Here is a 19,873-nt window from a genome sequence, read left to right on the forward strand (position 1 = left end):
CTTTCCCGCTGTTCTTGAAAGAATGCGAATTTCGATTTAACTTCGGCACACCGTCTCAACAGCTTAAAATCCTGCGAGATTGGTGTGGAATTTAGGGCTAATCTACGTCAGCCCCTTAGTTTTTGATGACGTTTACGGCGTAATGGGCAGTAGTGTTACGGCGGGCTTGGGCGCGCATCATATAGACCTGCACTTTATATTTGCCCGATTGGGTAGCGATACCGTCAAATTTATCGCCTTGTGCCGAACCGTTAAATACGGCTTCATCGCCTTTGGGCGCCCATACGTTGAAATAGGCGTTGGGGTTGCCGGTTTTGCTGATGCGCAGGCGGTCGCCCTTGCGTACGGAGAACGAATGCTCGGCGGTTTGATAGCCGGTGATTTTGCCGGAAAAACGCTGCTTGGTTTGTTTGTGTGCCGAAGCTGGTTTTGAAGCTTCCGCTTTTTTAGGCGTGGCAGCATTTGAATAAGTGGCAAACAGTAAGGGAAGGGCGGCTAACAAGAGAAATTTTTTCATGGGTTGGGTCTCCGAATGTGGAGCGCCAATATGCACTCATTTTGATAACCCATCAGTATGTTCATATTTTTATAAAGCCAAAGCCGAATAGGGCAATATTCATTTTTTCAATCAGGCCGTCTGAAAACAAATATTATTCAGACGGCCTTTTCTGATAATATAACAACGAATTATTCCTTTCGGAGCCGTTATGACCTTCCCGCCACTCAAATCTCCCCTGAAATTTTACGCCGTTGTTCCCACTGCTGACTGGGTCGAGCGCATGGTCAAAGCAGGTGCCGACACGGTGCAACTGCGCTGTAAAATCCTGCATGGCGACGAGTTGAAACGCGAAATCGAACGTTGCGTCGTAGCCTGTCAAAACAGTGCAACCCAGCTTTTCATCAACGACCACTGGCGCGAAGCGATTGCCGCAGGTGCATACGGCGTGCATCTCGGGCAGGAAGACATGGACACTGCCGACCTAGCCGCGATTGAAGCTGCCGGTTTGCGCTTGGGCTTGAGTACGCACTCTGTTGCCGAACTCGATCGCGCCTTGTCCGTACAACCTAGCTACGTCGCCAGCGGCGCGATTTTCCCGACCACGACCAAGCAAATGCCCACCGCCCCGCAAGGTTTGGACAAACTGCGCGAATACGTCAGACAGGCAGGCGGCACGCCCGTCGTCGCCATCGGCGGCATCGATTTGAACAACGCCGAAGCCGTACTTGCCACCGGCGTTTCCTCACTCGCCGTCGTCCGCGCCGTGACCGAAGCGGAAAATCCCGACGCGGTGGTTAAAGCGTTTCAGGCTTTGTGGGATGAATAAGGCCGTCTGAAAATAAGAAGCCCGATAAGAGGAGCAAACATCATGAAGATTATATTAAACAATGAAGCCATCACATTAAACGGCACAACCATCGCCGACCTTATCGCCCAAACCGCGCCGCAAAAACCGTTTGCCGTTGCCGTCAATACCCAGTTTGTCGCCAAAGGCTCGTATGCGGAAACGGTTTTGAACGAAAACGACAAAGTGGACATCGTGCGCCCGGTAGTCGGTGGGTAAACGATTTGTAATCAATAGGTTGGGTATTTGCGCCCGACTTTTTCCTATTTGAATATCGGGCAGGGTTGCCCGATTGCCTTATGCTTAAAATCTAAAAAACAATACAAAGGAATTCATCATGTTTACCCTATACGGAGAAACTTTCCCTTCACGGCTGCTGCTCGGTACGGCTGCTTATCCGACGCCGGAAATCCTCAAGCAGTCTGTCCAAATCGCGCAACCGGCGATGATTACCGTTTCATTGCGCCGTGCCGGCAGCGGCGGCGAAGCGCACGGGCAGGGTTTTTGGTCGTTGTTGGAAGAAATGGGCGTGCCTGTGTTACCCAATACCGCAGGCTGTCAAAGCGTGCAGGAAGCTGTGACCACTGCGCAAATGGCGCGCGAAGTGTTTGATACCGATTGGATCAAGCTCGAACTTATCGGCGATGATGACACGTTGCAGCCCGATGTGTTCCAACTCGTCGAAGCGGCGGAAATTCTGATTAAAGACGGATTCAAAGTGCTGCCTTATTGCACCGAAGACTTGATTGCCTGCCGACGACTGCTTGACGCAGGCTGTCAGGCGTTGATGCCGTGGGCGGCACCGATTGGCACGGGTTTGGGCGCGGTTCATGCTTATGCGCTGAAAGTTCTGCGCGAACGTCTGCCCGACACGCCGTTGATTATCGATGCCGGTTTGGGTTTGCCTTCGCAGGCGGCGCAAGTGATGGAATGGGGCTTTGACGGCGTGTTGCTGAATACCGCCGTTTCCCGCAGCGGCGATCCGGTCAATATGGCACGCGCTTTTGCACTTGCGGTCGAGTCGGGCCGTCTGGCCTATGAGGCGGAACCTGTGGAGGCACGTGAGAAAGCGCGCGCCAGTACGCCGACGGTGGGTCAGCCTTTTTGGCATTCGGCGGAATATTGATAAACATTAGGGTGTGTCGAACACGCCCTTTTTTGTTAGTGAAAAATCTGATTTCAGGTTAAACAGAATGTTCAGACGGCCTTGGCCAAAAGCTGTTTCAATGGCTTTAAGATTTGCCATGCCTGCGCTTTGAGTTGCGGCTGCATCAGCAGGCGGGCGGGGTGGGGAATGACGAAATGCGGCCGCTTCCCGCACAATTCGTTCATCAGTCCGATCATGTCGGGGCTGTCGAAGATTTTGCCGAGAAACAATACTGCGCGCGCTTGCGAAGCGGTCAGCTCGTCTTGCATTTCGGCAAGCTCGGCGCGGATGTGTTCGGCATCGGGCAGGGCGGTGAACACGGGCGCGGTTTTGACCCATGCGGTTTTGTGCGCCTGCTCGGGCTTGAGACCGATAGCGGCTAGGATGTTGTCGAGAAGCGTGCCGACGTCGCCGCTAAACAGCGTACCGTGCAGGCTGTCTTCGGTGGATGGGCAAATGCTGACCACCATGATTTCAGACGGCCTGATGGTTACGTCAAGACGGGGCAGATTGTCTGAATGCGCGGCTTTTTCTGTTTTTGTCGGTATTTCGGCCATGGCTTTGGGCGCCGCTTCGGGAACGCGGACAGCCGGTTTGGCCGTTTGCGCAGTGGCAATGGCGGCAGTGCGTGCCTGTTGGGCGCCTGCGGATAAAGTGCGCACGGCTTGCGCGGTATCGGCAGCAATGGTTTTGGGGCGGACGGGCGCGGCTGATAGTGCGGCTTGAGGCGCGGCATGGATGATTTCGGCGTTTCGGTTCAGCCACATCGGGCCCAAGCCCAAGGCTTCGTGCAGGTGCAGGTAGCGGCTGCTTAACATGATTTCTCCATCAATACGGCATCTTCGCTGCCACCGTCGGGTAGGGCGTAGTAGTTTTTTCGGTGGCCGCAGGTTTGGAAGCCGTGTTTGCGGTAGAGCTGTTGCGCGGTTTCATTGCTTGCGCGGACTTCGAGCAGCAATCGGGTTGCGCCTTGCTGTTGCACTGCATTTTGCCAGTGTTGCAGCAGGGCGGACGCAATGCCTTGGCGGCGGTATTCGGGCGCGACGGCAATCAGGTGCAGTTCGGATTCGTCAAACACGGTTTGCCACACGATAAAGCCGGTAATTTGGTGGTCTGCCTGGCTGAGCCAAACGCTGTCGGGATGGTGTTGAACCGCCGATTCAAACTGCTGCGCCGTCCACGGCGAAGGATTGCCTTGTGCGTCGATGGCGGCAAGGGTGGGGCAGTCGGCAAGTACGGCTGGGCGCAGGTTCACGGTTTGGCCTTTTGTTGGGCTTGCTCTTGCGCGGTCAGGGCAATTTTGTTGCGGACGTAGAGCAGCTCGGCGTGTGCCGCATCGGTGGCAACATAGCGGCCGCTGCGGGCAAGTTTAAGATAGTCGGCAGCGGTCGGCATATCAGCCTGACCGTCAAAAGGCGGTTTGTCGGCGAGGGCAAAGGCATTGCCGATGCCGCCGCTAGGCGTTTTGCCTTCGGGCGCGGTAATGGCGGCGGCTTTGCCAACCGTGTAATCGCTCAAGCGGACGTGGTTTTGCGTATCAAACCATGCGTAGAACACTTCGCCCATACGCGCATCGGTGGCCGCCAGCACGCAGCTGGATGGCGGTAGCAATGAAGCGGCAGCATCGAGGCAGGGAATGCCGATCATGGGCATGTCAAACGGCGTGGCCAAACCTTGTGCAACTGCCGCGCCGATACGCAGGCCGGTAAATGCGCCGGGGCCTTGTGCATAGACGATGCAGCCCAAATCGGCGGCCGTGATGCCCGCTTCTTTAAAGAGACGTTCGATTTGCGGCAGGATTTGTTCGGATTGCTTGGTGCCGACGTTTTCGTGAAACAGGCGGATTTCGCCTTGATGTTCCAATGCGATGGACAGAAAGGATGTGCTGGTGTCGATGGCAAGAGTCGGGAGATTGTCGGTTGGCATGGTGTTATTTTTTAGAAGGATATGGGTTGCCATTATAGTGGAACGTCGAGGGGGAACAAAGCATTCGGGCGGCGCGTTGGTAAAAACGCCGTTTACGGCAAAGCTATTCGATAAGTGAACCAAGGTTTCAGGCCGTCTGAAAACGTTTCAGACGGCCTTGTTTTATTTGTCGAGTTTCAATAAAGGCGAACCTGCTTTTTCAACGGCGCGACGGTAGGCTCCATGCGCTTCGATGCGTTGCAAATAAGCGCGGATATTGGGGTAATCGGCGAAATCGAAGCGGTCGGCCGCGGCTTGCAGCGGATAGCTCATCATGATGTCGGCACCGCTGAGGCTGTTGCCGACCAACCATTCGCGGTTTTCCAGCTCGCTGTCGATGTGGGCAAGATGCAGCGCGGCTTGCGGATGGATAAAGCTGCTTTTGACGCTGCCGCTGATTTTGCGGGCAATCGGTTTGATGAAAAACGGCATGGGCGCGCTTTCAATCCGGCGGAACACCAGTCCGAGCAGCAATAACGGCATCAGCGAACCTTCGGCGTAATGCAGCCAGCGTTGATATTGCCAGTATTCGCGGCTGCCGCGTTCGGGCATCAGACGGCCGTTGCCGTAGGTTTGAATCAGATAGTCGGTAATCGCGCCGCTTTCCGCCAAGATAAAGCCGTCATCATCCAATAAAGGCGATTTGCCCAAGGGATGAATGGCTTTGAGTTCGTCAGGGGCGAGCAAAGTGTCGGGATGGCGGCGGTAGGTTTGCAGGCGGTAGGGCGTACCGAGGATTTCAAGCAGCCAAACAATGCGCAGGGCACGGGATTGGTCGAGCGAATGCAGGGTAATCATGAGGGGCTTTAGATATCGGTTTGTTTGAGGCCGTCTATGCTGATTTGGCAGGCATCGGCGTATTTTTGCAGGGTTTTGGCCGGTAGTTTGGCGAACACTTCGGGACGGAAATGCCGACGCAGCTGCCATTTCCATACGCCTGCCGCCATGGCCAAGCCGGTTTCATCATAACGGCAGCGGAACATATGGTAGTACAGCGGCGAATATTCGCCTTTTTCGACGGCTTCGCGCGCGGCCTGAGTTTGGGCATCGAGTTCGCACACTGCCATTTCGGTGGCGTAGGCTTCGTCCTGCCAACCGTTGCTGGTGGCCGCTTCGTAGTGGCCGTCGCGGGTGCCGTAGATGACTTTGCGGTGGCCGTGGTAGCTGGCGCTGTTGTCTTGAGGGATGTCGTCAATCTTCATTCAGACGGCCTTTACTGCTTCCAAAAGCATGAAACATGTTGAAAAACGGCCGCTTTCCGGAACGTAACACAGGATTTTTTGGCCGTGTTCGATGGGGAAAGTGCGCATAAATTCTTCAAGGATGATGTAAATCGAGGCCGAACCCGTGTTGCCCTTGCTGTGCAGATTGGTAAACCATTTTTCCTGCGGAATGTCGAAGCCGATATTTTTCAGGCCGTCTGAAAGGCGGTCGCGGAAAAAGCCGGAAGAGTAGTGGGGCAGGAACCAATCGATTTCTTCGGCGCGGATACCGTGTTTGGCGGCGATTTGGGAGAGGGGTTTTTCCACCGTATAGCGGACGATGTTTTCGTTCAATAGTTTGACGTCCTGTTTGACCGCCATCAGGCTGTGGCGGCGGCCGTAATCGGCATCGGCGTGTTTCCAGCCTTCAAATACGCCGTCGCGGAATTCTGCGCCGGCATACATGCAGGGCGGCATTTCGTTGGCGTAGGAAAGCAGGTCTATCCAATGGATTTTCAGGCTGAGGCCGTCTGAATTGGGACGGTCGGACAGATACACCGCGCCTGCACCGTCAGACAGCATCCAGCGCAAAAAGTCTTTTTCAAACCCGATTTCGGGGGACGCGTTTTCCAGTTTTTTATGGTCGGTTTCACTTTGGAACACTTCGCCGCGCATGACCGCCGAGGCGTTTTCGGAGGCAACGGAAACCGCATGTGCGTGTTCGCCGGTGCGTACGGTGTTGTAGGCGTGTTTCATCGCCGCCATACCTGCCGCGCATACGCCTGCCATGCTGAACACTTCGCAAGGCGGCATATCCAGCAAACCATGCACCATCACGCCGTGTCCGGGCATGGTTTGGTCGGGATAGGAAGTGGCGCAGGCCAGGCTGCCGATGGTTTCTGCCGAAACGCCTTGGGCAAACAGGCCGTTGACTGCTTCGGCGGCCAACTCGGCATTGGTGTGCGTCGTGCGGCGGCTTTCGGGATCGATGGCGTAATGGCGCGACAAAATGCCGTTGGAGCGCAAAATCATGCGGCGCACGCGTGAAGGCACATCGCCTGCCATGCCGAGGACGGCTTCCATTTCGTCATTGCCGACGGGGGCGTTGGGCAAGAAGGCAGAAACGCGGTTGAGATAAACGTCTTTGAGTGTGTTATTCGATGTCATGATGTGTTTGTCAAAATAATCAACCGATAAACCGCGCCGCGTAGTCGCAGCTTGCAGTCAACGGGATATGGTGTGTTTCGGCATATTCCATCAGCGCATCCACCAGCAGTTTGGCAATGCCGCGATGACGGAAGTTGGGCGAGACCTCGGTATGGTTTACGTCCCAGCTGCCGTTGTGTTCGGTATAGCTGATGTAGCCTGCTTCCAAACCGTCAATATCGATTTGAAAGCGACGGCGTTCGGGGTAGTGGATAACTTCGGGCATGATGGATTCCTGGTTTGAGGCCGTCTGAAAAGTATTATCTGCCTGACGGTTGCGCATAATAGTCCGCCAGCTTTTTCAGACGGCCTTTGAGCAGCGGATGCAGCAGCTTTTTCAAAATTATGCTGACAGGCAAAACCACCAAAATCATCGCCAATAAAAAGACGATGTAAAAGCACAGCAGCGCACGGCGCAAAAGCGGAGAAATACGGCCTGCCACCATCAAAAGCTTGCCCCAGACGAAGAAGCTGCGGCCGGCGGCGCGTTCGCTGAAAATCAGTTTTTCATTCACTGTCACCGCGCCCATGTTTTGAAACAGGGTTTCGTCCAAAGGCTGTTGGTTTAACAGCGCATCGCGCAATTTCGTCCCAAACCGCGCCGCATCTGCCAATTCTTCTTCAGCAATGCCGGCGGAGGGCAAGGAGCGGAAATAGCGTTTGTCGCCGGTCAGCATCCAGGCGGGCGTGGTAATGAAACTAGCCGCGCTGTTGCAGGCATCGATTTTTACGATGTTGCCGATGAGTTTGGCGCCGTTTTGTTTCAGCAAAGATTTCATTTTTTCCTGCGCGCCCAGCCACATATTGCGGCAGCCGATAAGCGTGATGACCGGTTTGCCGTCCAGCAGGCGGTGCGTTTCTTCGCGTTGCAAAAAGGCGGTCATCGGTTGCGAAGGGGAGAGGAACCAAACAGTGTAGGCAATGACCACCACATCGTAATCTTCGGACGGAATGTGCGGCGGCAGAATCGGGGCGGGTTTTAAATGGACGGTTTCAGGAAAGGTATCGAAAAAACGCCAAAACGGCCACGGAAACGGAAACGCCTGCTCCGGGACGATATTGACGCAATCGACCTGTATGCCGGCTGTTTGCAACGGCGCGGCAAAATTTCGCGCTAGACTGGAGAGCTGCCCCGTTTGCGAGTAATGCACGATCAGCACTTTTTTCATTATCTTCCCTACAATGAGTAAGTTATGGTTGGTTTGGACGGTATTATATAGTAAACCGACCGGCCTTGAACTTTATTCATATTCAGTATGTTCGCGAAGGTTTCAGCCGATTTGGATGGAAGCGCCGTATTCTGTCGGAATGGGGCGGTGAAGAGAATTTTTATGCCATGCCAACATGAACAACGGCCGTCTGAAATTTTTCAGACGGCCTTGTGTGGAAATCGGGACGCATGGTCTGGAACGGGATTTGCGCTAAGTATGGAGTGCAAATCGTATAGACAAAAAAATAACCGCTTCAAGGCGGTTGGTGGTGGCCAGAGGCGGAATCGAACCGCCGACACACGGATTTTCAATCCGTTGCTCTACCAACTGAGCTATCTGGCCTTCGCGTGTTTCGTTGCGAGATGTGAATTAAACCAAATTTCGTTGCCTTGTGCAAGCGTTTGTAGGCTTTATTTTTGAGGTGGTAAATTAAGATTTTGTTTTGTATTGAATTATTTTTCGTTTTAATTGGCGGTTTTTAAGTTTGCCGGTTTGATTTTCAGACGGCCTAAGATACAATCGGCTTTTTTGCTTTGGATTTATGCCATGCTGTATGTGTTTGTTCGTGATATGTGGGATGTTTTGCGTTTGCGCTATCGTTCGCCGGAGACGTATTTGTATTCGCCTTTAGTGATGGCGGCGGTGTTGCTGCTGTTGGGCGTGGTGAACGCGGCCAACATGTCGCCTTTGTTTGGCAGCGGCGCGGCGGCGGTGTGCCTGTCGGTGATTTTAGTGATGGTGAAATGGTTGGTGTTGAGCCGCTCGATGCGCAAGGTGCTGCATTATTACGGTGCGCCCCGGCTGCCTTTGTGGGGCTTTATTTTGGTGTCTGAGGCTTTGCTCTTGCCATTGTTGCTGGTGTTGTATGTGCCGGCGTTGGCTGCGTTTGCGCTGTTGTGGCAGGCTTGGGTGTTTGTGGTGCAGGTACGCGGTTTGATGTGGATGGGGAATGCGACGATAGGCCGTGTTTTGGTGGGTTATGTGTTGTATGGTATCGGCATGTTGTGCGTGGGTACGGTGATTTTGATGTTGTTTATTAACGCCGGTTGGTTGGATATGGAAACGTTAAAACAAAACCTGCAGGCGGTGATGTCTGCCCGTCAATAATCAATGAAATTTGGAAGGCCGTCTGAAATGTTCGGACGGCCTTAGTTTTATGTGTTTGTTTCGTGGTCTTGCAGGATTTTTTGATAGACGGGGGCGGGGAGGTAGCGGCCTATCATGTCGCGCCAGCCTTGTGGACCGACCAGGCCTTTGACCATGGTGGAGGATACTTCGGCTATTTCGCGCGGCGGCATTAGGAAGACGGTGGAGATTTCGGGGGCGATGTCGCTGTTGATGTAGCGCATCGAGCGTTCGTATTCGTAGTCGGCGGCGGAACGGATGCCGCGGACGATGAAATTGGCTTTGGCCTCGCGGGCGTAATCGACCAAAAAGCGGTTTTCAAACACGCTGATGCGGACGTTGGGGAAGGAGTGGGTAATGGCATCGAGCATGGCGCGGCGTTCTTCTATACTGTAGGTGCTGCGCTTTTCGGGATTGGTGCCGATGGCGACGATGAGTTCGTCAAAGAGGGATTGGGCTTCCTGTATCATCCACAGGTGGCCGAGGGTGGGTGGGTCGAAGCTGCCTGCGTACACGGCACGGCGCGGAGTGGTCGTGGTCATTTTGGGTTGGGAATGGGGTTTGTGTGGCGTTCAGGATAGGGGAGTTTGCCGGTGATGTCAAAAATCAAAAAGGCCGTCTGAAATTTCAGACGGCCTTTGCGGCTTTATCAGTCGTCACCGCTGAGAGAGATGAGGATTCTCAAGAGGCTGCTGAAGATGTTATAGATGGAGATGAAGATGGTCAGCGCCGCGCTGATGTGGCTGTCTTCGCCGCCGTCGATAACGGTACGCACCTGCCACATAATCATCAGGGAACTGAAGACAACGAAGCCGGCCGCGATGGTCAGGCTCAGGGCAGGGATGTTGAGGAAGATGTTGGCCACAACGGCAATCATGAGCACGATGGCGCCGGCACCGAGGAAGCTGCCGAGTTTGTTCATGTTCATTGTGGTGCGGCGTGCCATGGCGGACATGGTGAAGAATACGCCGGCGGTCATGGCGGCGGCCGTGCCGACGATTTGCGCGCCGTTGTTAATCGCCAGGGCGTATTGCAGCATAGGGCTGATGGCAAGGCCCATGCCGAAAGTGAAGATCATCAACAGGGCGACGCCGACGTTGCTGTAACGGTTTTTCTCGATCAGGAAGGTCATGCCGTAGAAGAAGCCGAAGAAGGCGGCCAGGGCAACCCAGTATGAGCCGAACATGGCGAAAATGTTAAAGCCTGTTTTGGCGGAAAAGAACGCGCCGGCAATGGCAGGAATGAAAGACAGGCCGAGCAGGCGGTAGGTTTTTTGCAGGACGGTATTTTTGGCAACCGAGCCTTGCGAGGTATAGTCGTAAACGTCGTTTTGCATGGCGTTTGCTCCAGTGTGGATTGAAATGAATGAAATTTGGATTTTAACAGAAAATCATGGGTTTGTATGATTTATCTGTTCTATTTGTCTAATATGCGGGGCAATCGGGAATTTTAAAGGCCGTCTGAAAATCGGGTTTCAGACGGCCTCGGCGTTTAATGCTTATTTAGGCTCTTGCGGAACGTAGCCTTGTACGGCATCTGCGCCGTCGCCGAAGAAGTATTGTTCCATCTGCTGGGCGAGGTATTCGCGCGCGCGCGGATCGGCAAGGCTTAGGCGGTTTTCGTTGATGAGCATGGTTTGGTGGCGGGTCCATGCCATCCATGCTTCTTGGGAAACGTTTTCGAAGATGCGTTTGCCCAGCTCGTTGGGCAGCGGCGGAAATTTCATGCCTTCGGCTTCTTTGCCGAGTTTGACGCAGTGAACCATACGGGTCATGGCGGTTTCCTTATGATGGGTTGCAAAGTTGGTATTTTAGCCGATTGCACGGATAGGGGAAAGCGTGGGTTTCAGACGGCCTGAAACCTTGCTATGATGGTCTTTTCTGTTTATTCAGGCAAAGATTATGAACCGCCTCGAAACCGCCCGCCGTTATTCCCTTTTTCTCGCCCGCAACCTTGATTCAGGCAAACTCAAGCCCGAAATCTTCCTGCCCATGCTGGACAAGGTGTTGACCGAAGCGGATTTCCAAGCCTTTGCCGACTGGGACAAAATCCGCGCGGAAGAAAACGAGGAAGAATTGGCGCGGCAGTTGCGCGAGTTGCGCCGTTATGTGGTGTCGCAGATTATCGTGCGCGATATCAACCGTATCAGCGATTTGAACGAAGTAACCCGCACGATTACGCTGTTTGCCGATTTTGCCGTCAATACCGCGCTGGATTTCGCCTACGCTTATTATCGGGACATGTACGGCACGCCGATCGGGCGTTATACCAAATCGCCACAACATTTGAGCGTGGTGGCGATGGGCAAGGCGGGCGGCTATGAGTTGAACGTGTCTTCCGACATCGATTTGATTTTCGTCTATCCCGAATCGGGCGATACCGACGGCAGGCGCGAGCGGGGCAATCAGGAGTTTTTCACCAAAGTCGGGCAGAAACTGATTGCGCTGTTGAACGACATTACCGCCGACGGGCAGGTGTTCCGCGTCGATATGCGGCTGCGGCCGGACGGCGATTCCGGCGCGTTGGTATTGAGCGAAACCGCGCTGGAGCAATATTTGATTACGCAGGGGCGCGAATGGGAACGCTATGCATGGTGCAAAGGCCGCGTGGTCACGCCGTATCCGAACGACATCAAAGCGTTGGTGCGCCCATTTGTGTTCCGTAAATATCTGGATTACAGCGCATATGAAGCAATGCGCAATCTGCACCGCCAAATCCGCAGCGAAGTCAGCAAAAAAGGCATGGCGGACAACATCAAACTCGGCGCGGGCGGTATCCGCGAAGTTGAATTTATCGCCCAAATTTTCCAAATGATACGCGGCGGCCAAATGCGCGCGCTGCAACTGAAAGGCACGCAGGAAACGCTGAAGAAACTTGCCGAGCTGGGCATCATGCCGTCTGAAAACGTTGAAACCCTGCTGGCTGCCTACCGCTTCCTACGCGACGTCGAACACCGCCTGCAATACTGGGATGACCAGCAAACCCAAACCCTGCCGACCTCGCCCGAACGACAACAACTGCTCGCCGAAAGCATGGGTTTCGACAGTTATGCCGCTTTTTCAGACGGCCTCAATGTGCATCGGAACAAAGTCAATCAGTTGTTCAACGAAATTTTGAGCGAGCCCGAAGAGCAAACGCAAGACAACAGCGAATGGCAATGGGCATGGCAGGAAAAGCCCGACGAAGAAGAACGGCTAGGCCGTCTGAAAGAACACGGGTTCGATGCCGAAACCGTCGCCGCAAGGCTCGACCAAATCCGGCACGGCCATAAATACCGCCATCTCTCCGCCCACGCCCAGCCGCGTTTCGACGCCATTGTGCCGCTGTTGGTACAGGCGGCGGCCGAACAACCCAACCCGACCGATACATTAATGCGGCTGTTTGACTTCCTCGAAAACATCAGCCGCCGCTCCGCCTATCTTGCCTTCCTCAACGAACATCCGCAAACCCTGGCGCAGCTGGCGCAGATTATGAGCCAAAGCTCATGGGTGGCGGCGTATCTGAGCAAATACCCGATTCTGCTGGACGAACTCATCAGCGCGCAGCTTTTGGATACCGCGTTTGACTGGTCGGCACTCGCCGCCGTACTTTCAAACGACCTCAAAGTCTGCGGCGGCGACACCGAAGCGCAAATGGACACCCTGCGCCATTTCCAACACGCCCAAGTCTTCCGCCTCGCCGTTCAAGACCTCGCCGGATTGTGGACGGTAGAATCACTTTCCGACCAGCTCTCCGCCCTTGCTGACATCATTCTCGCCGCCGCCGTGCAGTGTGCGTGGGCGGATATGCCCAAAAAACACCGCGACACGCCGCAATTCGCCGTCGTCGGCTACGGCAAACTGGGCGGTAAAGAGCTCAGCTATTCCTCCGACCTCGACTTGGTCTATCTTTACGACGACCCTCATCCCGATGCAGGCGACGTGTACAGCCGCCTTGCCCGCCGCCTGACCAACTGGCTTTCCGCCGCCACCGGCGCAGGCAGCCTCTACGAAACCGACCTGCGCCTGCGCCCCAACGGCGACGCCGGCTTCCTCGCCCACAGCATCGCCGCCTTCGAAAAATACCAGCGCGAAAACGCCTGGACGTGGGAACACCAGTCCCTCACCCGCGCCCGCTTCATCTGCGGCACACCCGAAATTCAGACGGCCTTCGACCGCATCCGCACCGAAATGCTGACCGCCGAACGCGACCCAACCGTTTTAGCAGGCAAAATCATCGAAATGCGCGAAAAAATGTTCCCCACCCATCCGCCGGTTGACAGCAACGTCAAATACGCGCGCGGCGGTGTGGTCGACGTTGAATTTATCGTCCAATATCTGATACTTGCCCATGCCCGAAAATATCCGCAACTCCTCGATAACTACGGCAACATCGCCCTCTTGAACATCGCCGCCGGCTGCGGCCTCATCGACAAAACCCTCGCCGAACAAAGCCGCACCGCCTACCGCTTCTACCGCCAGCAGCAACACAACACCAAACTGCGCGATGCCAAAAAAACCGAAGTGACGGACGAATTGCTGACCCATTACGGCAATGTGCGAAAACTATGGAAGGAAGTATTCGGGGCAGAAGTGAAGTTCGGATAAGCAGGCGGACGTATTCAGCGTCAAAGCTTGCACGGCAACACAATTTACCGCCACAACAAACTCACTCTAAACATATAAGGAAAACCAACCATGAAGAAAATGGCACTGTTTTTAACGGTTTTACTGTCGTCGGCTGCAGCCCAAGCTGCTGATTACTTTTTGCCTTATACCGAATGCGATGGCTCTGCAAACGTTCGTGCCGCTCCTGATACACGCAGCAAAATCATGACCGTACTGGATTATGAAAGCAAAAAACATAAAATACTCAGTAAACAGGGTAAATGGTTTCATATTCAATTAGACGGGCACCGTACAGGCTACGTCCATCAAAGCCAAGGCTTTATCGTGCACAATTATGTCGTCGCCAGCCCGGACGGATCGGCAAACGTCCGTAGTATCGACTATTTCAAAGGACCGATTGGTCAAGCCGAAATCATTAAAACGCTTCCTAATGGCACTTATGTACAAATTGTCCCGTCTTTAAGAAAAGGCGACTGGCTTTTGTATGACAACCAGGGGGCTTACACAGAAAAAGACGAGTATGGGCATCATGTTTCGATTCAGGGTTATATCCACAAAAGTCAACTTCGACGCGTGGAGTAATAAAGCAAGCAATTTACCCGATAAAGCATACTTTCGGACATAAAGTAGGTACTGTTTTGCAAAGATATAAAAAAGGCCGTCTGAAACTTTTCAGACGGCCTTTTATGGTATTTATTCTTCTTCCTCTTCCGGTTCTGCTTCTGCCTCTGCAGGTTTTTCAAGGAAATTGCCTGCCAACCACAGTAAAGCGCCGCCGCCTGTAATGCCTGCTTTAATCCATAGGGCGGTATCTTCGCCCCATTCGTAAATCCAGGCTAAGACTTTGGGGACGGCGTTCATATAATTCAAACCGAATGCCAATACGCCGAGGATAAATAAAGTACTGCCTAAGCTTTTCATTGTTATTCCTTATAAAATCAAATATATGCATCAAAACAATTCAATAAATGCAGTGATGCCGAGTGAATGAATGTGTCAAGAAATGCCATTATATTCGGTTTTATGTAAAGAAGATATTTTTATCAAAACTGAGTGGCAGGCTGAGGTGATGGGGAACTGCTTGCAGAGGGGAAATTCCGTCTGTTTGTTTATAAGTTATCGGCTTGGTCTGGGCAATCATGATATGCAAAAACTGTTCTCATTTTGTGTCGATATTGTGATAAAGCAAAACAAGTTCTAAAATATGCAGTTCATTTTCATATTAAAAACAAGGAGAAACTGATGTCTAAGATTGCGGTACTCGGCGGCGGCCTTTCCGGTCGCCTTATTGCGTTCCAATTGGCGGAGCAGGGCGTGGCGGTAGAGTTGTTTGAGAAAGGCGAACGTAATGGCGCACAAGCCGCAGCCTATGTTGCCGCCGCCATGCTGGCGCCTTCTTCCGAGGCGGTGGAGGCAACGCCCGAAGTCATCCATTTGGGCAAACAAAGCATTGCGCTTTGGCGCGCGATTGTTGGCCGTCTGAACACGCCGGTGATGATGCAGGAAAAAGGCAGCCTGATTGTTTGGCATACGCAGGACAAGCCGCTTTCTGCCGAGTTTGCCCGTCATTTGAAGCGCGGCGGCGTGCCGGAACACGAAACTATACGTTGGAACGCGGATGAAATCGCGGCCAACGAGCCGCAACTGGCAGGGCGGTTTTCAGACGGCCTGTATCTGCCGGTGGAAGGACAGTTGGACGGACGGCAGGTATTGAATGCGCTTGCCGATGCTTTGGAATCAATGAATGTGCCTTGCCATTGGTTGTGCGAACGCGAAGTCGAAGATTTGGCGGCGCAATACGATTGGGTTATCGACTGCCGCGGTTATGGTGCAAAAGCAGCGTGGAACAGGCCGTCTGAAAGCCAATTGCGCGGCATACGCGGCGAAGTGGCGCGCGTTTACGCGCCAGAAGTCGAGCTGTCCCGCCCCGTGCGCCTGCTGCATCCGCGCTATCCTTTGTATATCGCGCCGAAGGAAAACCATATTTTTGTGATTGGTGCGACCCAAATCGAAAGCGAAAGCCAAGCGCCGGCCAGCGTGCGTTCCGGTTTGGAACTTTTGTCCGCGCTGTATGCCGTGCATCCGGCCTTTGGCGAGGCGAACCTTTTGGAACTGGCCACCGGCCTGCGCCCGACGTTAAACCACCACAATCCTGAAATCCGCTTCAACCGCGAACGCCGCCTGATTGAAGTCAACGGCCTGTTCCGCCACGGCTTTATGATTTCCCCGGCCGTGACCGGCGCAGCCGTGCGTTTGGCCGGTGCGCTGTTTGCCGGAAGCGACATTCCCGAAAGCGACGAAACCAGCGGTTTGCCGTATATCCGCGCTGCGAATTGAAGCCGTTGCGGACGAAGTTGCTTGAAAATCGGGCAAATTGTTTGTGAAAGACAGCCACAGGCCGTCTGAAAATGATAAAATCGCCGTCAATTCAATCAACCTTGCGTCTGAAAACCGCATGATGCCGTTTTCAGATGCCAAACCAATTTCCTATTTAACGATAAGCACATGACAACCCAAACCCTCTTAATCGAACTTCTCACTGAAGAACTTCCGCCAAAGGCCCTCAATAATCTGGGCAACCATTTTGCCGCTTCCGTTGCCGAAGGCTTGGAAAAAGCGCAACTAATTGACGGCGAGGCCGAATACACTGCCTACGCTTCTCCGCGCCGTTTGGCCGTTCAAGTCAAAAACGTGAAGGCCGTTCAAGCCGACCAAAAAATCGTGAAAAAAGGCCCGGCCGTGGCCAATGCCATGAAGGACGGTGCGCCGACTAAGGCTTTGGAAGGTTTTGCGCGCGGTGCGGGTGCGAAAATTGAAGACCTAACCATCATCAACGACGGCAAGCAAGACGTGTACGCCTACGAGTACGTCCAAACCGGCAAACCATTGGGCGAACTCTTGGAAGACATCATCAATGCCGCAGTGAAAAAATTGCCGATTCCGAAAGTCATGCGTTGGGGCAGCAGCACATTCACCTTCGTGCGCCCTGTACACAGCCTGATCGTGCTGCACGGCGGCGACATCGTCAACGTCAGCGTTTTGGGTCTGCAAAGCGGCAACAAAACACTGGGTCACCGCTTCCTCTCCAACGGCGAAATCGCCATTGAAAATGCCGACAGCTACGCCGCACAAATGCGCGAGCAAGGCAAAGTCGTCGCTTCGTTTGCCGAGCGCAAAGCCGCCATTCAGACGGCCTTGAACGAGCAGGCAGGCCGTCTGAACGCGACCGTTGCCGCCGATGAAGCCTTGTTGGACGAAGTGACCGCATTGGTCGAATGGCCTGTGGTATTGGAAGCCGGTTTTGAAGAACACTTCCTCGCCGTGCCGCAAGAATGCCTGATTCTGACCATGCAGCAAAACCAAAAATACTTCCCGCTGCTCGACCAAAACGGCAAGCTGATGAACCGCTTCCTGCTGGTGTCCAACCTGCAAACCGAAGACCCGTCGCACATCATCCAAGGCAACGAACGCGTCTTGCGCGCGCGCCTGTCTGATGCCGAGTTCTTCTACAAACAAGACCAAAAAGCGACTTTAGAAAGCCGCCTGCCCAAGCTGGCAAACGTGGTTTACCACAACAAAATCGGTTCGCAAGCCGAACGCATCGAGCGTCTGCAAAGCATTGCCGCCCACATCGCCAAAGCACTGGGTGCGGATGCCGCCGCAGCCGAACGCGCCGCACGTTTGGCCAAAGCCGACTTGGTGACCGAAATGGTCGGCGAGTTCCCCGAATTGCAAGGCACGATGGGCAAATACTACGCCCGCTTGGACGGTGAAACCGAAGAAATCGCCGAAGCCATCGAGCAACACTACCAACCGCGTTTTGCCGGCGACAATCTGCCGAACGGCAAAGTGGCCACTGCCGTTGCTTTGGCCGACAAACTGGAAACCTTGGTCGGCATTTGGGGCATCGGCTTGATTCCAACCGGCGACAAAGACCCATACGCCCTGCGCCGCGCCGCCTTGGGTATTTTGCGTATGCTGATGCAGTACGGTTTGGACGTAAACGAACTGATTCAGACGGCCTTCGACAGCTTCCCCAAAGGTTTGCTCAACGAAAAAACGCCGTCTGAAACTGCCGACTTCATGCAGGCGCGCTTGGCCGTGTTGCTGCAAAACGATTATCCGCAAGACATCGTTGCCGCCGTATTGGCGAAACAGCCGCGCCGTCTGGACGATTTGACCGCCAAACTGCAAGCCGTTGCCGCGTTCAAACAGCTTCCCGAAGCCGCCGCATTGGCCGCCGCCAACAAACGCGTACAAAACCTGCTGAAAAAAGCCGATGCCGAGTTGGGCGCGGTTAACGAAAGCCTGTTGCAACAAGACGAAGAAAAAGCCCTGTATGCCGCCGCGCAAGGTTTGCAGCCGAAAATCTCCGCCGCCGTTGCCGAAGGCAATTTCCAAACTGCTTTGTCCGAACTGGCTTCCGTCAAACCGCAAGTCGATGCCTTCTTCGACGGCGTGATGGTAATGGCTGAAGATGCCGCCGTGAAACAAAACCGTTTGAACCTGCTGAACCGCTTGGCAGAACAAATGAACGCAGTTGCCGACATTGCGCTCTTGAGCGAATAAGGCTGCGTTTCAGTCAACCCGCTTTTCAGGCTGCCCGATGATTCAGGCAGCCTGAAGTTTTTCGGGCGTATCCCTTACATGGCGTTCAAGGGTATAATTCAGCAGATTTGTCAGGCAGGCAAATCGCGCACATCAAACAATTTCCCACATTCAAGAGGCAGATTATGAATATTCCAGCCATCCGAACCGCACTCGATGCCGTGTTGATTCCCACCACAATACGCACTTTGGGCAGCGAAAAAGCCGTTTCGCTTCTGGAAGAGCGTTCAGACGGCCTGCATATCGGCCTGAAATTCGCGTTCCCGGTTGCCCATATTGCCGCAGACATTGCCAACGCCGTTCAAGAAGCCGTCATTTCGCATACCGGCGATACCCATATACACTTGAGTATCGATACCGAAATCGGTACGCATAAAGTCCAACCCGGCGTAGCAACCATCAAAGGCGTGAAAAATATCATCGCCGTAGCATCGGGCAAAGGCGGCGTCGGCAAATCAACGACCACTGCCAACCTTGCCACCGCAATGGCCAGAATGGGCGCGCGCGTCGGCGTACTCGATGCCGACCTGTATGGCCCAAGCCAGCCCACCATGCTCGGCGTACAAGACCGCAAACCCGACCAACAAAACAAAAAACTCATTCCCGTTGAAGCTGAAAGCGGCATTCAAGTGATGTCCATCGGTTTCCTGGTCGATACCGACCAAGCCGTCGTTTGGCGCGGCCCGATGGTCAGCCAAGCCTTGCAACAACTTATGTTCCAAAGCGAGTGGGACAATGTCGATTATCTCTTCATCGATCTGCCACCCGGTACCGGCGATATCCAATTGACTCTGTCGCAAAAAATCCCCGTGACCGGCTCCGTTGTCGTGACCACGCCGCAAGACATCGCCCTGATTGATGCACGCAAAGCCGTGGATATGTTCAACAAAGTCAATATTCCGATTTTGGGCGTTTTGGAAAACATGTCTGTCCATATTTGCACCAACTGCGGCCATGCCGAAGCAATCTTCGGCGAAGAAGGCGGCAAAAACTTGGCAGAGCGTTTGAATGTACCGTTGCTCGGCCAGCTTCCGTTGAGCCTGCCCGTGCGCGAAGCCATGGACAGCGGCACATCTTTAGCCTTGTTTGAAAACAACCAAACCATCGCCGACATCTACACCGAAGCCGCCTTCCAAATCGCGCTGGCCATTGCCGATAAAGGCAAAGACTTCAGCAGCCGCTTCCCGAAAATCGTCGTCGAATAAAAAAGTTTAAAAAAGGTGTTGACAGCTGTGTGCCCCGTCTCTATAATGCACAGCTTATCGGGTCGTTAGCTCAGTCGGTAGAGCAGCGGACTTTTAATCCGTTGGTCGAGCGTTCGAATCGCTCACGACCCACCAAATATGAAAAACCTGCTTTGAAAAAAGCAGGTTTTTTTGCGTTTGGATTTTAGAATTTTGTTGAGCATATTTTGTTATTGAAACAATCCATAGCACATCAAGCATCAGGCCGTCTGAAA

At 53.8% G+C, this 19,873-nt stretch carries 22 protein-coding genes, 2 tRNA genes and 1 pseudogene; 11 read left to right on the forward strand and 14 right to left on the reverse strand.

Annotated elements, in window-relative coordinates; genetic code table 11:
• Positions 1-95 (forward strand): annotated as a pseudogene (locus HMPREF2661_RS11455) (IS1595 family transposase); the annotation flags it as partial.
• A 20-nt stretch (positions 96-115) separates the two neighbouring features.
• Here the strand turns inward: HMPREF2661_RS11455 and HMPREF2661_RS06745 are convergent.
• The gene (locus tag HMPREF2661_RS06745; RefSeq protein WP_049322482.1) at positions 116-517 is read right to left on the reverse strand and encodes a hypothetical protein; all 402 of its coding nucleotides are present in this window, start codon (positions 515-517) and stop codon (positions 116-118) included.
• A 190-nt stretch (positions 518-707) separates the two neighbouring features.
• Here HMPREF2661_RS06745 and thiE point away from each other — a divergent pair, with 190 nt between their 5' ends.
• The 3 genes from thiE (at position 708) to HMPREF2661_RS06760 (ending at position 2,469) form a co-directional block, all read left to right on the forward strand.
• Complete coding sequence (gene thiE / locus HMPREF2661_RS06750; protein WP_049347766.1) at positions 708-1,325, forward strand: thiamine phosphate synthase; 618 nt, start codon at positions 708-710, stop codon at positions 1,323-1,325.
• Between the two features lie 42 nt (positions 1,326-1,367).
• Complete coding sequence (gene thiS, locus HMPREF2661_RS06755) at positions 1,368-1,562, forward strand: sulfur carrier protein ThiS (RefSeq protein WP_070822893.1); 195 nt, start codon at positions 1,368-1,370, stop codon at positions 1,560-1,562.
• Between the two features lie 118 nt (positions 1,563-1,680).
• Positions 1,681-2,469 carry a thiazole synthase gene (locus HMPREF2661_RS06760; RefSeq protein ID WP_049332237.1) on the forward strand — a complete coding sequence of 263 codons (789 nt, stop codon included), beginning with the start codon at positions 1,681-1,683 and terminating at the stop codon, positions 2,467-2,469.
• A 71-nt stretch (positions 2,470-2,540) separates the two neighbouring features.
• Here HMPREF2661_RS06760 and HMPREF2661_RS06765 read toward each other — a convergent pair whose 3' ends face one another.
• The 9 genes from HMPREF2661_RS06765 to HMPREF2661_RS06805 all read right to left on the reverse strand — a co-directional run bounded on the left by HMPREF2661_RS06765 (position 2,541) and on the right by HMPREF2661_RS06805 (position 8,416).
• Positions 2,541-3,308 carry a uracil-DNA glycosylase family protein gene (locus HMPREF2661_RS06765; RefSeq protein ID WP_070822896.1) on the reverse strand — a complete coding sequence of 256 codons (768 nt, stop codon included), beginning with the start codon at positions 3,306-3,308 and terminating at the stop codon, positions 2,541-2,543.
• Positions 3,302-3,745, reverse strand: a complete 444-nt coding sequence (gene rimI, locus HMPREF2661_RS06770) for a ribosomal protein S18-alanine N-acetyltransferase (RefSeq protein ID WP_070822899.1) — start codon at positions 3,743-3,745, stop codon at positions 3,302-3,304. Before rimI ends, HMPREF2661_RS06765 begins: the two co-directional genes overlap by 7 nt.
• A complete protein-coding gene (gene tsaB, locus HMPREF2661_RS06775) occupies positions 3,742-4,416 on the reverse strand; it encodes a tRNA (adenosine(37)-N6)-threonylcarbamoyltransferase complex dimerization subunit type 1 TsaB (protein ID WP_070822902.1) in 675 nt (224 codons plus the stop codon). Before tsaB ends, rimI begins: the two co-directional genes overlap by 4 nt.
• A gap of 162 nt (positions 4,417-4,578) precedes the next feature.
• Entirely contained in the window at positions 4,579-5,253 is a 675-nt protein-coding gene (locus HMPREF2661_RS06780; RefSeq protein ID WP_070822905.1) for a glutathione S-transferase family protein, read from the reverse strand.
• A gap of 8 nt (positions 5,254-5,261) precedes the next feature.
• Positions 5,262-5,657, reverse strand: a complete 396-nt coding sequence (locus HMPREF2661_RS06785; protein ID WP_049332227.1) for a DarG family dialkylresorcinol biosynthesis protein — start codon at positions 5,655-5,657, stop codon at positions 5,262-5,264.
• The gene (locus tag HMPREF2661_RS06790; protein WP_070822907.1) at positions 5,658-6,824 is read right to left on the reverse strand and encodes a beta-ketoacyl-ACP synthase III; all 1,167 of its coding nucleotides are present in this window, start codon (positions 6,822-6,824) and stop codon (positions 5,658-5,660) included. It lies immediately after the preceding gene.
• 19 nt (positions 6,825-6,843) lie between these two features.
• On the reverse strand, positions 6,844-7,089 hold the full coding sequence (locus HMPREF2661_RS06795; protein ID WP_070822957.1) for a GNAT family N-acetyltransferase: 246 nt from the start codon (positions 7,087-7,089) through the stop codon (positions 6,844-6,846).
• Positions 7,090-7,123: 34 nt separating this feature from the next.
• Entirely contained in the window at positions 7,124-8,032 is a 909-nt protein-coding gene (locus tag HMPREF2661_RS06800) for a hypothetical protein (protein WP_070822910.1), read from the reverse strand.
• Between the two features lie 308 nt (positions 8,033-8,340).
• Positions 8,341-8,416: transfer RNA gene (locus tag HMPREF2661_RS06805), tRNA-Phe, on the reverse strand.
• A 204-nt stretch (positions 8,417-8,620) separates the two neighbouring features.
• Here HMPREF2661_RS06805 and HMPREF2661_RS06810 point away from each other — a divergent pair.
• Entirely contained in the window at positions 8,621-9,181 is a 561-nt protein-coding gene (locus HMPREF2661_RS06810; RefSeq protein WP_070822913.1) for a hypothetical protein, read from the forward strand.
• 47 nt (positions 9,182-9,228) lie between these two features.
• Here the strand turns inward: HMPREF2661_RS06810 and coaD are convergent, their stop codons facing one another.
• The 3 genes from coaD to HMPREF2661_RS06825 all read right to left on the reverse strand — a co-directional run bounded on the left by coaD (position 9,229) and on the right by HMPREF2661_RS06825 (position 10,973).
• Positions 9,229-9,741 (reverse strand): pantetheine-phosphate adenylyltransferase, encoded by a 513-nt coding sequence (gene coaD, locus HMPREF2661_RS06815; RefSeq protein WP_070822916.1) that lies wholly within the window; start codon positions 9,739-9,741, stop codon positions 9,229-9,231.
• Between the two features lie 107 nt (positions 9,742-9,848).
• Positions 9,849-10,535, reverse strand: coding sequence for a Bax inhibitor-1 family protein (locus HMPREF2661_RS06820; RefSeq protein ID WP_070712093.1), 687 nt, complete (start codon positions 10,533-10,535; stop codon positions 9,849-9,851).
• A 162-nt stretch (positions 10,536-10,697) separates the two neighbouring features.
• Entirely contained in the window at positions 10,698-10,973 is a 276-nt protein-coding gene (locus tag HMPREF2661_RS06825) for an oxidative damage protection protein (RefSeq protein ID WP_003682648.1), read from the reverse strand.
• A gap of 127 nt (positions 10,974-11,100) precedes the next feature.
• On the opposite strand from HMPREF2661_RS06825, the gene glnE reads away from it, so the two are divergent.
• Positions 11,101-13,785 carry a bifunctional [glutamate--ammonia ligase]-adenylyl-L-tyrosine phosphorylase/[glutamate--ammonia-ligase] adenylyltransferase gene (gene glnE, locus HMPREF2661_RS06830; protein WP_070822918.1) on the forward strand — a complete coding sequence of 895 codons (2,685 nt, stop codon included), beginning with the start codon at positions 11,101-11,103 and terminating at the stop codon, positions 13,783-13,785.
• Positions 13,786-13,875: 90 nt separating this feature from the next.
• The gene (locus HMPREF2661_RS06835) at positions 13,876-14,388 is read left to right on the forward strand and encodes an SH3 domain-containing protein (RefSeq protein ID WP_049323718.1); all 513 of its coding nucleotides are present in this window, start codon (positions 13,876-13,878) and stop codon (positions 14,386-14,388) included.
• 111 nt (positions 14,389-14,499) lie between these two features.
• On the opposite strand, the gene HMPREF2661_RS06840 is transcribed toward HMPREF2661_RS06835, so the two are convergent.
• Positions 14,500-14,727 (reverse strand): hypothetical protein, encoded by a 228-nt coding sequence (locus HMPREF2661_RS06840; protein WP_049323719.1) that lies wholly within the window; start codon positions 14,725-14,727, stop codon positions 14,500-14,502.
• Between the two features lie 321 nt (positions 14,728-15,048).
• Here HMPREF2661_RS06840 and HMPREF2661_RS06845 point away from each other — a divergent pair, with 321 nt between their 5' ends.
• The 4 genes from HMPREF2661_RS06845 (at position 15,049) to HMPREF2661_RS06860 (ending at position 19,754) form a co-directional block, all read left to right on the forward strand.
• On the forward strand, positions 15,049-16,143 hold the full coding sequence (locus HMPREF2661_RS06845; RefSeq protein WP_070822921.1) for an FAD-dependent oxidoreductase: 1,095 nt from the start codon (positions 15,049-15,051) through the stop codon (positions 16,141-16,143).
• Between the two features lie 168 nt (positions 16,144-16,311).
• The gene (gene glyS, locus HMPREF2661_RS06850) at positions 16,312-18,375 is read left to right on the forward strand and encodes a glycine--tRNA ligase subunit beta (protein ID WP_070822924.1); all 2,064 of its coding nucleotides are present in this window, start codon (positions 16,312-16,314) and stop codon (positions 18,373-18,375) included.
• Positions 18,376-18,539: 164 nt separating this feature from the next.
• Positions 18,540-19,619: an iron-sulfur cluster carrier protein ApbC gene (gene apbC / locus HMPREF2661_RS06855; RefSeq protein WP_049323723.1), complete on the forward strand. Its 1,080-nt coding sequence runs from the start codon at positions 18,540-18,542 to the stop codon at positions 19,617-19,619.
• A 59-nt stretch (positions 19,620-19,678) separates the two neighbouring features.
• A tRNA-Lys gene (locus tag HMPREF2661_RS06860) sits at positions 19,679-19,754 on the forward strand.
• Positions 19,755-19,873: the final 119 nt, after the last annotated feature.

It is taken from the genome of Neisseria sp. HMSC061B04, from assembly GCF_001836705.1.
Taxonomy (GTDB): domain Bacteria; phylum Pseudomonadota; class Gammaproteobacteria; order Burkholderiales; family Neisseriaceae; genus Neisseria.